This is a genomic window from Streptomyces narbonensis (assembly GCF_014649015.1).
GTDB lineage: Bacteria > Actinomycetota > Actinomycetes > Streptomycetales > Streptomycetaceae > Streptomyces > Streptomyces narbonensis.
Genome location: NZ_BMSF01000021.1, coordinates 13,500 through 25,831 on the forward strand (window position 1 = coordinate 13,500; position 12,332 = coordinate 25,831).

The window sequence follows — 12,332 nt, forward strand, 5'->3', positions numbered from 1 at the left end:
CAGCGTCAGATGGCGGTACGGGCGGCCAACAGCTCCGGAAAGAACCGGTGTTCGGCCACCTTGCGCAGCCAGCTGACGCCGGAGGTTCCGCCGGTGCCGGGCTTGTGGCCGAGTATGCGTTCCACGATCAGCAGATGGGTGTAGCGCCATTGCGCGTAGTGGTGGTTCAGATCGGACAGTGCTTCGGCCAGAGCGTGCAGATCCCGATGCTCGCGGGGCGACCAGTAGACCTGCGCCCATGCCTGTTCCACCGCGGCGTGCGGCTGGTACGGCGCGGCGAAGTCCCGCTCGACGCAGTGGGCGGGAACGCCCAGTCCCCGGCGCCGGAGCACGCCGAGCGCCGCGTCGTACAGGCTCGGTGCCCGCAGCGCGGCCATGACCTGCTCGTACGCCCAGGCCACCGGCCGGTAGGGCTCCGCCAGTCGCGGAGCCTTGTTGCCTAGCGCGAACTCGAGTTGCCGGTACATGTAGGACTGGATGCCCGACGCCGAACCCAGCTCGTCGCGGAAGGCCGCGAACTCCGTCGTCGTCATGGTGCTCAGCGGCTCCCACGTCGTCGTGAGGACCCGCTGGACGCGCTCGACCCGTTGGAGGTACCGAAGTGCCTCGTCGAGGTCGTCCGCGAACAACAGGTCTCGTACCCGGTTGACCTCGGTGAACAGCAGCTTGAACAGCAGCTCCTGGATCTGGCCGGTGATGTAGAACGACAGCTCGGCGGGTTCGCTGGTGCGTGGGTGCTGGAGGGCGAGCAGGACGTCCACGTGGTGGTACCCGATGTAGGCGGTGCTCTCGGAGCCGTTCGCGACATCGAAATCGAGCATCGGCTCGCCGCCGGTGTTCTCCGCCCGCTGCCGTCGTTCCTCCTCGGTCAGCGGGGTGTAGGAGCGTGGGGCCGTACGCTCCGACGTCATCGAGACATCAACTCCCATCAGGTGTCATCCGGCGGTGCCGGATTTCGCAGGGCCGCCGGAGCATTGCACGCCGGTGCGGCCGGCGATCAGCAATCTTTCGCGTGTCATTCACGGAGCTCGTGACACGATCTCGGTCGACGTCACCCGGTCCCCCGCCCGCCCCGCGCCGCCTGCGCGGGGACGCCGGCGGAGATCAGCCCGGCGAGCTCGGAGATCGTCGGACGGGCGTAGAAGTCCTGCGGGTCGACCTCGACGCCGGTTCGGTCGCTGATCTCCACGATGATCCTGACGGCCATCAGCGAATGGCCGCCGAGCTCGAAGAAGTCGTCGTCGACGCCGACGGGTGACATCTGGGTGAGATCGCCCCACAGCTCGGCGAGCCACTGTTCCAGGGGATCGCCGGGGTCGCGGTAGTCAGAGCTCAGGTCCCCCCGGCCCGGCGGCGCGTACGCGGTGAGCGCGTCCCGGTCGACCTTGCCGTTGGCCGTCAGGGGCAGGGCGTCGAGCCAGACCAGGACCGCCGGGATCATGTACGGGGGGACAAGGGTTCCCAGGTGCGTGCGCAGGTCCTCGGAGAGCAGCGGTTCGTGGGCGGCGTAGAAGCCGACGAGGGAGCGCTCGTCTCCCGACGACGTGGCGACGATCGCGGCGTCCCTCACGTCCGGGTGCGCGCGCAGGGCGTGTTCCACATCCCCCGGTTCGATCCGGAAGCCGCGGATCTTGACCTGCCGGTCCTCCCGCCCGAGGAAGTCGAGCGCACCGTCCTCGCCGCGAGATCCGAGGTCTCCGGTGCGGTACATGCGATCCCCCGGTACCGCCGAGAACGGGTTCGCCACGAACCGCTGAGCGGTCAGCGCCGGATCGTTGAGATAGCCGTGCGCCAGACCGGCGCCGGAGGCGTGGATGCGGCCCACCTGTCCGTCCGGCACGATCCCGAGGAGGTCGTCGAGCACGTGGACCGAGGTCCCGCCGATCGCCGGCCCTATCGGCATCCGCGACGCCGTGACCGGTCCGTCCAGGGTCGCGCAGCAGGTGAACGTGGTGTTCTCGGTGGGGCCGTAGCCGTTGATCAGCGTCGTCCCGGTGAGTTCCGCCAGGGCGTCGTTGACCGACGCCACCGACAGCACGTCGCCGCCGGCGACCAGGGTCCTGAGTCCGCGTAGCCGCGCGGCGAGGCCTGACGCGACCAGGTGGTGGAACAACCCGGCGGTCAGCCACAGGATCGTGACGCCCTCGTCGCGCACGAGGTCGACGATCGCTCCGAGGGAGAGGGGGTGTTCCGGTGCGACCACCAGCGTGCCGCCGTTGAGCAGGGGCCCCCAGATCTCCAGGGTCGAGGCGTCGAAGGCGACCGGGGCCAGTTGCAGGAAGACGTCGTCGGGCCCGATCGGCAGACAGCCCGCTCCGACCACCAGCCGTTCGATCGCCCGGTGCGGCACCATGACGCCCTTCGGCTTCCCGGACGATCCGGAGGTGTACGCGATGTAGGCCGTGCTCTCCGGTGACGTTCGGGTCTCCGGACGCGTCGCCGGCCGTCGCGCGGCGCACGCCGACAGCTCCGGCAGCGGACACCACGGCTGATCCCCCTCCATGGCCGACGGCTTGTCGTCGTCGGTGACGACCAGCGCCGGACGGGCATCGAGCAGTATCGTCGCCCGCCGCTCCGCCGGCAGGCGGTGGTCCAACGCCAGATAGACACCGCCCGCCTTGAGTACGGCCACCAAGGTGACGATCAGATCAGCCGAGCGGCGCATCAGCAGCGCCACGGGGACCTCGGCGTCCACCCCTCGGGCGCGCAGTTCGTAAGCCAGCTGATTCGCCCGGCGGTCCAGCTCGGCGTAGGTGAGATCACCGTCGGCGGCGCGGACCGCGATCGCTTCCGGACGCTTCGCCGTCTGCTGCTCGAAGACCTCGATGACAGATGCCGCTGTGCCGGACATCCAGGATCCCTTCTCCCGTACCGCGAGATCGTTGATCTGCCCTGACGGCCGGGGCTCGGTCAATTGCCGTCCGTCGGTGGAATGTTGTGGGTGAACCGGAACAGGTTGTGCGGGTCGTGGCGCGTCTTCACGCGTCGCAGCCGCTCGAAGTCCTCGGCCGCGAAGAGTTCGCGCACCTGCTCCTGGAGGACCGGATGGCCGTCGTTGTAGACGGAGTTGAGGCTGCGGCCGACGGTCCACTGCTTCAGGGCGTCGTAGACCCGCTGGTGGACCGGCCGGGCCGCCGTGGGCGGCGCGGCCGCGCCGCCGGTCATGACGCGCAGCATGTACGCGGCCTCCCGGCCCCCGACCGCGCCCGCGTCGGTGGGCCGTCGGGCGAAGGCCCCGCCGAGGTGACGGATGTCGACGATGCAGGGAACGGCCGCATCGGGTCCGGCCGCGTCCACGACGGTCCGCAGGGCCGCGGGATCGAGTTCGCGCAGCAGGACGTTCCCGCCGAAGTAGGCATGCGGGACGTGCGGGTCCTGGTAGATGCTGCCGACCTCCGTGTACGGCATCTCCCGAACGGTGTCGATCAGACGTGGGCCGAGCGCGCGCAGGGGCGCCACAAGCCGTTCGCCCTCCTCGGCGGAGCCCGTGAAGGCGATCCGGAGGTGTGCGACGTAGCGTCCGCGCAGCGGCCCGGGGACGGACGGCAGCGACGGGCAGGCCATGAGGGCGATCGAGGAGGTGAGTTCCTCCGGCAGCGTCAGGGTCCATGCGCGGTAGGCGTGCAGCAGGTCGACGGGGTGGTCCGCGGCGAAGTGGAGGCCGCCGCCGTAGAGCCGCGCCACCGGCAGGAGGGCGGTCTCGATGGCGGTGACGGCGCCGAAGTTGCCGCCGCCACCGCGCAGCGCCCAGAACAGGTCGGGGTCGGAGTCGGCCGTGACGTGGCGCGGCGTGCCGTCGGCGGTGACGATGTCGACGGCGCGGACGTGGTCGCTGGCGTATCCGGTCCGGCGGCCGAGCAGGCCGATGCCACCGCCGAGGAGGTAGCCGACGACGCCGATGTGCGGGGCCGATCCGTTGACGGGGGCCAGACCGTGCGGCGCGGCCTGCTCGATGACCTCCCCCCACAGCACGCCGGCTTCGGTGCAGACGGTCCCGGCCTCCGCGTCCACCGTGACGGCCTTCATCCGGCGGGTGGTGATGAGAAGGCCCTCGCCGTCCAGGGCTGTGACGATGCCGTGTCCGGTGGACTGCACGGCGACGGGCAGCCTCCGCTCGGCGGCGAAGCGGACCGCGGCGCGCACGTCCTCGGCGCGGGTGGCGCCGACGACGACGGCGGGGCGGTGCCGGAAGCCGGTCTGGAATCCGGCCCGTTCCTCGTCGTACGCTCGGCTGCCGGGCAGCAGGACGGGCCCTCGCACCTCCGCGGCCAGCGTCTCCACGTCCAGGCTCATCCGTTGATCTCCTTCCGTGGACGGCGGGCCACCGCCGGGCGGGTGCCGCTCAGGCGAGCGGACCGCTCGGCGGGCGGACCGCTCGGTCGACAGGTCCTCTCGGTCGACAGGTCCTCTACCGCAGGTACGAGTTGTCCTGCACCCAGTGGAAGCCGCGGCTGACCAGCGGGAAGGTACTGAGGTCCCGGCGGCTCAGATGCAGGCGGAGGCGGCAGCCGTCGGCGTCGCCCTCCAGGATCAGGCGATCCTCGGCCGGGCGCTCGAAGGCGAGCGTCACCTGCCACTTCGGGTCCGTCATCTTGGTCAGTGCGACCGAGCGTGCATTCATGTCGATCGCCGCCATGCAGGGGTCGAGCGAGTCGTCCATGTGCTGGATGGCCACGACGTCGGCGGAGTCCACGACGACGCGGCGCCAGCGCCGGCTGTCGGTCGTCACGGGCGCGCGCTGCTCGCCGTCGACGGAGAAGTCGGTGACGTCCCAGACGCCGTACAGCTCGGGCTTCTCCCGACCGCCCCCGTGGTTCTTCCAGAACGACCAGTCGTTGCGCAGTTGGGCGCCGAGCAGCCAGAGTCCCGCCCCGACCTGCAGGGCCGTGGCGATCCGGTTCGCCCGGCGGGAGCGGAAGAGGTCCGTGGGGGCTGCCGCGGAGACCGGGCGCTCCGTGAGCAGGGCCTCGGCCAGGCGGGGCGACTGCGCGGCCGGCAGGAGCAGGCTGAGCAGGAGCAGATGGAAGGCGTGGTTCTTGACGGGGACGTCGAAGGTCATGTTGAGGAGCAGCACCTGGGCCATCTCCGCGGCCGACACCACCGCGCCCAGCGTCGCCGTGCGCGGGACGACGAGGAGCAGCCCGCCCGCGATCTCCGCACAGCCGAGCAGCATTTGGTACGGCTTCGAGGACCCCGTCTGTGCCCACAGCAGACCCATCGGGCTGAGGTCGCCGAGCGGCTCGACGAGCTTGGAGAGCGGCAGCTGGAACTGGAGCGGGACGGCCTTGGCCGCGCCGTAGGAGAACATCTGCCCCGCGAGACAGAAACGGATGGCCAGGCGGACCCACTTGTCCAGCGTCGTGTAGTCCGTCCGGTGCCGGTCCAGCACCGACCAGACCGGGGTGGCCGCGGCGGCTCCCGCGAGCCAGCAGAGCTGCCCGGCCCAGGTGTGCGGGTCGTCGCCGCCGTCGAAGCGGTCACCCAGCTCACGGCCGAGGACCCGGGCGGACATCCAGTTGCGCACGGGCCGTATCTCCCAGAGCTTCGCCCAGGAGTCGGCCGCTTCTTGGAGGCGCCCCATTCCGCCCCCGCGCAACGCCAGATAGACCTGCGGGGAGGTCAGGCAGTACAGGCCGGCGTAGACGACGCCGAACCGGTAGGCGGTGCGGGCGGCCCCGGTCCAGCTCGGCGGGGGCGACGAGGTGCCGACCGCCGGTAGCGTGCGTCCGGCCGCCCAGCCGGCCGATGAGGACGCGACGGTCCGCAACCACTTGCCTACTCGCACCTTCATCGTTCATCACCTTCGCGGGGGCCCGGTTCGATGGTCGCGGTCAGCTGCGGCGGAAGCGTCCGAGCCATGCGTGCACGTCAAGGAGTTCCGATGTCGTCGGGATGATGCCGCGGATGAGGGAGTCGTCGATCGACTCGACCGTCCAGCCGTCGGCGAAGCCGTCGCGCAAGTGCTCGGCGGAGCGCTTGAGGGCGGGCGGCTCGTCGGCGTCCGGAAGCGGCGCCGGTATTCCCTCGATGGCCTCGGCGAGCCGCGCCTGCATCTCCGCGGACCCTCTGTCGCTGATCGAGAGGATGTGTACCACCGCCCCCGGGCGGCAGGCCCGGTGCAGGGCAGCCGCGTACGACCGCAGCCTGTCGCCCTCGAAGGTGTGCGCGAGGCCGGAGTCGATCGCGGTGTCGAAACGCCCTTCGTAGCCCGCGAGTTCGAGGGCGTCGGCGACCTCGAAGACGGCTTGGAGTCCGCGTTCCCCGGCCTTGTCCCGGGCGAGGGAGATCGCCGTCGGTGACAGGTCCAGCCCCGTCACCACATAGCCCTTGCCCGCCAGGTGGAGGGCGTCCTCACCGGTGCCGCACCCGGCGTCGAGCACCGCGCCGCCGATGAGTCCCGATTCCTCCAGGGCGACGTAGGCGGGCTGAGGTGCCCCGATGTCCCACGGTGGGCGCTTGCCGAACGGACTCTCCCCGCGGTAGACGGCGTCGAACACCTCGGTCATCGCAGCGGGTCCGTCGGGTGAGCCGACAGGTTCAGTCATGGGTTCCATGATTGCGTCGCCTCCCACAGGGACCTCGGTGTATTGCGGACTTCTGTCACGGAGGTACCGCGCGTCGGTCAGCGCGAGCCGTACTTGCGGACCGCGAGCGGGGCGAAGACCACGATCAGGCCGAGCGACCATGCCACGGTCTGGAGCACGTAGCTCGTCGCCGGGCCCCCGCTGAGCAGTGCGCGCAGGGCGTTCACGGCCGCCGTCATGGGGCTGTGGGCGGCGTACGCCTGCAGCCAGTCCGGCATCGATTCGGTCGGCACGAAGGCCGAGGAGATCAGCGTGAACGGAAAGATCCACACACCGCCGACCGCCTGGGCGGCTTCCGCGTTGCGCACCGACAGCCCGAGGTAGGCGGCGAACCACGACACCGCGTAGCCGAACAGCAGCAACAGCAGCAGGCCGGCCAGCACGGGCAGGAGGCCGTTGTGGAAGCGGAAGCCGACCAGCATCCCGATTCCCACGGTCACGCCGGCGACACCGACGTTGCGGAAGATCTCCGACAGCGTGCGCCCGATCAGTACGGCGCTACGGCTCATCGGCATCGAGCGGAAGCGGTCCATGAGGCCTTCGCGCATCTCGGCGGCGACCCCGATGGTGGTTCCGGCCGCCGAACCGTAGAGGGCCATCTGGACGAGGATGCCGGGCAGCAGGAACTGGATGTAGCGATCGCCGCCGACATCGATGGCACCGCCGAAGACGTACGTGAACAGCAGGATGAACATCACCGGCTGGACCAGCGAGAACATCACCAGGTCGGGGCTGCGCAGCACGTGGCGTACGTTGCGCAGGGTCATCTCCCACACGTCGGAGAGCCACCACCCGAGGGTGTTCGGCGCCTGTGTGGACGACGTGCCGCTCTCCCGTGTCAGGGTGGTGGAGGTCATGTTCGCTCGGATTCCTTCCGGGAGTCGCGCTGGTCGGAGCCGTGCTCGGCGGACCGGCCGGTCACGGCGAGGAAGACGTCGTCGAGAGTGGGGCGGCGCAGGGCCACGTCGCCGATCGCGACCCCGGACTGCCTGAGCAGGTGAAGGAGGTCGGGCAGTGTGCCGCCGTCGGCCAGCGGCGCGCGGACCACCATCTTCTCCGGATCGGCGACCGGGTCGGCGCCCAGCCGGTCGCGCAGGAGCCGCACCGTGCGGTCCATGCCTTCGCTGTCCAGCAGAGTGATGTCGACCCGGTCCTGACCCACCTGGGCCTTCAGCTCGCCCGGGGTTCCGCCGACGATGACCCTGCCCTGGTCGATGACCGAGAGGGAGTCGGCGAGCTGGTCCGCCTCCTCCAGGTACTGCGTGGTGAGCAGGACGGTCGTCCCCTCCCCGACCAGTTCGCGCACGAGCCGCCATACCTCCATGCGGCTGCGCGGATCGAGGCCGGTGGTCGGCTCGTCGAGGAAGATGAGCCTGGGCCGTGCCATGAGACTGGCGGCGAGGTCGAGCCTGCGCCGCATTCCCCCGGAGTAGGTCCGGGGCTGCCGGTCGGCCGCGTGGTCCAGGCCGAATCGTTCCAGCAGTTCGCTCGCGCGTGCCCGGCAGTCGGGCCTCGACTGCCGGAACAGCCTGCCGATCATGTGCAGGTTCTCGCGCCCGGTGAGCAGTTCGTCGACGGCGGCGTACTGGCCGGTGAGCCCGATGAGCGACCGGATCCGTCCGGGGTCGTCGCGCACGTCCACACCGAACACCTCGGCGGCTCCCTCGTCCGGCCTGATGAGAGTGGCCAGGACCCGGACGGTGGTGGTTTTGCCGGCGCCGTTGGGGCCGAGCAGGCCGTGCACGGTGCCCTCGGGCACCGTGAGGTCGACGTGGTCGAGGGCGGTGAGCGAGCCGAAGCGCTTGCACAGTCCGGCCGTTCTGATCGCTGCTGGCATCTGCCGTGGTTCCTTTCCGGATCCGACGTGGCCCGGGGCGTACGAGGGCGATTCCCGCAGCGCGGCGAGCGCGCGTGCCGGGCGCCGGGGGTGGGCCGGGCTTCGGCGGCGCGCCCCGGGGTTGGGTGGTGATGGGCGGCGACCGGCTCAGGGGCGCACCGCACCGAGCAGCGCCGACATGTGGATGGCGTCGGCGGCCGCGGCGCCCGCCGCGGTCGACGCGGTGACCGACTGCTGCCAACGGCTGGCCAGGTCCCCGGCCGCGTACAGGCCCGGCACGCTGGTGCACTGGAAGGCGTCGACGCCGAGGAAACCGGCGTCGTCGACCGTCAGCTTCAGCTCTTCGGCCGTCCGCCGCACGACGGGTTGCTGGCGCTGTCGCGGCGTCCAGACCAGTGTCTCCCGCTCCAGGACCCGACCGTCCGCCAACTCGACGGCGTACAGGACCCCTTGACGGTGATGCAGGCGGCGGACCGTTCCCGTGACGACATCGCCTCCGTTGCTCCGCGCGGTCGCGCGAGCGGTCTCCAGGCCGGGCATGGACTCCTCGCAGATCGCGATGGCGTCCTCGCTCCAGGCGCGGAAGGCGACGGCCGAAAGGCCCGCGAGCTGCGCGTTGTCGGCGACGGTCGCCCAGCGCCCGCCGGCGTTCTCCTCGCCCAGGCAGAACGGGCAGTGGATCACGCTGCGGCCCCAGCACTCCGCGAAGCCGTCCACGTCGGCGGGGTGGACGTCGACGACACCGGTGGCGAGCAGGACCGTTCGGGCCTCGACGGTCTCACCGCCACCGAGGGCGACCCGGAAGCCCCCGCCCGGCGCGGGCGTCACGCTGTCGACGTCGTCCTCCAGCCGTTCGACGGTCGCGTACCGGGACAGTTCGCGCCAGGCGCGCGCACGGAACTCGGCGGGCGTGAAGCCGTCCATGCCGAGGTGGCCGTGGACGCCCGCCGACGCGCTGTTGCGCGGGGCGCGGGGGCTGTCCACGACGGTCACGGGGTGGCGGTATCTGGCCAGACCGAGCGCGGCGGTGAGCCCGGCGGGGCCGGCTCCCACGATGACGGTCGTGTGGTCGGGGTGCGAGGGCATCGTGCTGGTCCCTTCCGTCGGGCGGCATGAGCGGGTTCCGTCCGCCGCAGGAGCGATCCGGCGGGTGCGCTGCGGGCGGGACGCCGGGAGGGGCGGTCCGCGGACGCAGGCCGCCGGCCCGCATTGTGGTCGCGGCCGTGTACCGGGGAGGCGGCGAGTGAAAGAGGTGAGCCAGACGGTGTGCGGCTGGGCCGTGCGGGCGGCGGTGGCGCCGGTCGGCCCGGCGCGAGCCCGGGCCGGCCGCGGTCGACGCCCTCCCCTCGCGCGGTCCACCCCGCCCCGCGCCTCCGCCGGGCGCGCCCGCCCCCTGCCGCCGGGGGCGGGCGCGTGGCCGCGACGCGTCAGGCGCCGACGTACTGTGCCAGGTGCTCGCCCGTGAGGGTGGGGCGGGTGGCGACGAGATCGGCGGGCGTGCCCTCGAAGACGATCTTTCCGCCGTCGTGGCCGGCGCCGGGGCCGAGGTCGATGATCCAGTCGGCGTGCGCCATGACCGCCTGGTGGTGCTCCACGACGATGACCGACTTGCCGGCGTCCACCAACCGGTCGAGCAGGGCGAGCAGTTGCTCGACATCGGCCAGGTGCAGACCGCTGGTCGGCTCGTCGAGGATGTAGACGCTGCCCGTTCCGGCCATGTGGCCGGCGAGCTTCAGTCGTTGCCGCTCGCCGCCGGAGAGGGTGGTGAGCGGCTGGCCGAGGCTGAGGTAGCCCAGGCCGACCTCGGCGAGCCGGTCGAGGATGGCGTACGCGGCCGGCGTACGCGCCTCACCCCTGCGGAAGAACTCGGCGGCCTCGGCCACCGGCATCGCGAACACCTCGCTGATGTCCCGGCCTTCGAGCCGGTACTGGAGCACCGAGGCCTGGAACCGCTTGCCCTCGCACTCCTCGCAGGTGGTGGCGACGCCGGCCATGATCGCCAGGTCGGTGTAGATGACGCCGGCGCCCTTGCAGGTGGGGCAGGCGCCCTCGGAGTTGGGGCTGAACAGGGCCGGCTTGACATCGTTGACCTTGGCGAACGTCTTGCGGATCGGTTCGAGCATGCCCGTGTAGGTGGCCGGGTTGCTGCGCCGGGAGCCCTTGATGGGCGCCTGGTCCACCGTGACGACGCCGCCCCGGCCCGCTACCGAGCCGTGGATCAGGGAACTCTTGCCGGAGCCCGCGACCCCCGTCAGCACGGTGAGCACGCCGAGCGGGATGTCGACGTCGACGTCACGCAGGTTGTGGGAGTTCGCGCCGCGCACCTCCAGCACACCCGTCCGCTCGCGCACGGAGGGCTTCAGCGATGCCCGGTCGTCCAGGTGTCGTCCGGTGACGGTGCCGCTGGCCCGCAGACCCTCGACGGTGCCCTCGAAGACCACTTCGCCGCCCTTGGTGCCGGCCTGCGGTCCCAGATCGACGATGTGGTCGGCGATCACGATCGTCTCCGGCTTGTGTTCCACGACCAGCACGGTGTTGCCCTTGTCCCGCAGTCGCAGCAGCAGCTCGTTCATCCGCTGGATGTCGTGCGGGTGCAGGCCGACGGTGGGCTCGTCGAAGACGTAGGTGACGTCGGTGAGCGCGGAGCCCAGGTGGCGGACCATCTTGACGCGCTGGGCCTCACCGCCCGACAGCGTGCTCGAGGACCGGTCGAGCGAGAGGTAGCCCAGGCCGATCTGGACGAACGAGTCGAGGGTCTGGCCGAGCACCGTGAGCAGTGTCGTGACCGACGGATCGGTCAGACCGCGGATCCAGGCCGCGAGGTCGCTGATCTGCATGGCGCAGGCGTCGGCGATGTTGACGCCGTCGATCTTCGCGGACCTGGCGGTCGCGCTGAGCCGGGTGCCGTGGCACTCGGGGCAGGCGGAGAACGCCACCGCGCGCTCCACGAAGGCACGGATGTGCGGCTGGAGCGTCTCCTTGTCCTTGGACAGGAACGACTTGCGCACCCGGGCGAGGAGGCTCTCGTAGGTGGTGTTGATGCCCTTCACCTTGACCTTGACCGGGTCCCGGTCAAGGAAGTCGTGCCTTTCCTGCTCGGTGTAGTCGCGGATCGGCTTGTGCGGGTCGAGGAAGCCCGACTCGGTGAACGACTGCACCACCCAGCCGTCGGGCTTCCAGCCGGGGACCGTGATCGCGCCGCCCGCGAGCGACTTGGAGTCGTCGAAGAGCTGGGCGGGATCGATGTCCGAGACGGCACCCATGCCCTCGCAGCGCAGGCACATGCCGCCGACGACGCTGAAGCCCTTCTCGATCTTCTTGCCGTTGACGACGAGGACACCCGACGCGTCGGCCGAGGCGACGTTGAAGGCGAACGCCTTCTGCGACCCGATGTGCGGTTCGGCGAGCCGGCTGAAGAGGATGCGCAGCAGTGTGCCCGCGTCGGTGGCGGTACCGACCGTGGAGCGGGGACTGGTGCCCATCGGCTGCTGGTCGACCAGGATCGCGGTGGTCAGACCGTCGAGCACGTCCACCTCGGGCCGCGCCAGGGTGGGCATGAAGCCCTGGATGAAGGCGCTGTACGTCTCGTTGATCAGCCGTTGCGACTCCGCGGCGATCGTGTCGAACACCAGGGAACTCTTGCCCGAGCCGGAGACCCCGGTGAACACGGTCAGCCGCCGCTTGGGGATCTCCACATGCACGTTCTTGAGGTTGTTCTCGCGCGCCCCGTGCACACGGATCAGATCGTGGCTGTCGGCGGCACACAGCGCAGAAGGCTGGGTGTCCGTCTCCGTGCCGACCTTCATGGTGTCCCTCCCAGTTGTCGGACGCGGTACGCCTTCGTCCTGCGACGTGGTGACGACTTCCTGAACGTCCCGATTCATGGGACTCAAGCGTATACCTGCAAACTC

The 12,332-nt window shown here is 70.8% G+C and carries 9 protein-coding genes; all 9 read right to left on the reverse strand.

The window, feature by feature from the left end:
• Nucleotides 1-5: 5 nt before the first annotated feature.
• A complete protein-coding gene (locus IE124_RS29870; protein ID WP_189512330.1) occupies nt 6-911 on the reverse strand; it encodes a tryptophan 2,3-dioxygenase in 906 nt (301 codons plus the stop codon).
• 140 nt (nt 912-1,051) lie between these two features.
• Nucleotides 1,052-2,851 (reverse strand): non-ribosomal peptide synthetase, encoded by a 1,800-nt coding sequence (locus tag IE124_RS29875; protein WP_189512332.1) that lies wholly within the window; start codon nt 2,849-2,851, stop codon nt 1,052-1,054.
• Nucleotides 2,852-2,910: 59 nt separating this feature from the next.
• The gene (locus IE124_RS29880; RefSeq protein WP_189512334.1) at nt 2,911-4,293 is read right to left on the reverse strand and encodes an FAD-binding oxidoreductase; all 1,383 of its coding nucleotides are present in this window, start codon (nt 4,291-4,293) and stop codon (nt 2,911-2,913) included.
• 115 nt (nt 4,294-4,408) lie between these two features.
• Nucleotides 4,409-5,791: a DoxX family protein gene (locus tag IE124_RS29885; RefSeq protein WP_189512336.1), complete on the reverse strand. Its 1,383-nt coding sequence runs from the start codon at nt 5,789-5,791 to the stop codon at nt 4,409-4,411.
• A gap of 40 nt (nt 5,792-5,831) precedes the next feature.
• Nucleotides 5,832-6,545, reverse strand: a complete 714-nt coding sequence (locus IE124_RS29890; RefSeq protein ID WP_229833005.1) for a class I SAM-dependent methyltransferase — start codon at nt 6,543-6,545, stop codon at nt 5,832-5,834.
• A gap of 77 nt (nt 6,546-6,622) precedes the next feature.
• Nucleotides 6,623-7,441: an ABC transporter permease gene (locus tag IE124_RS29895; protein WP_189512338.1), complete on the reverse strand. Its 819-nt coding sequence runs from the start codon at nt 7,439-7,441 to the stop codon at nt 6,623-6,625.
• Nucleotides 7,438-8,421, reverse strand: coding sequence for an ATP-binding cassette domain-containing protein (locus tag IE124_RS29900; RefSeq protein ID WP_189512346.1), 984 nt, complete (start codon nt 8,419-8,421; stop codon nt 7,438-7,440). The genes IE124_RS29895 and IE124_RS29900 overlap by 4 nt, the downstream gene beginning before the upstream one ends.
• Nucleotides 8,422-8,568: 147 nt before the next feature.
• Nucleotides 8,569-9,507, reverse strand: coding sequence for an NAD(P)/FAD-dependent oxidoreductase (locus IE124_RS29905; protein WP_189512349.1), 939 nt, complete (start codon nt 9,505-9,507; stop codon nt 8,569-8,571).
• A gap of 341 nt (nt 9,508-9,848) precedes the next feature.
• Complete coding sequence (locus IE124_RS29910; protein ID WP_189512465.1) at nt 9,849-12,227, reverse strand: ATP-binding cassette domain-containing protein; 2,379 nt, start codon at nt 12,225-12,227, stop codon at nt 9,849-9,851.
• Between the last annotated feature and the right edge of the window lie 105 nt (nt 12,228-12,332).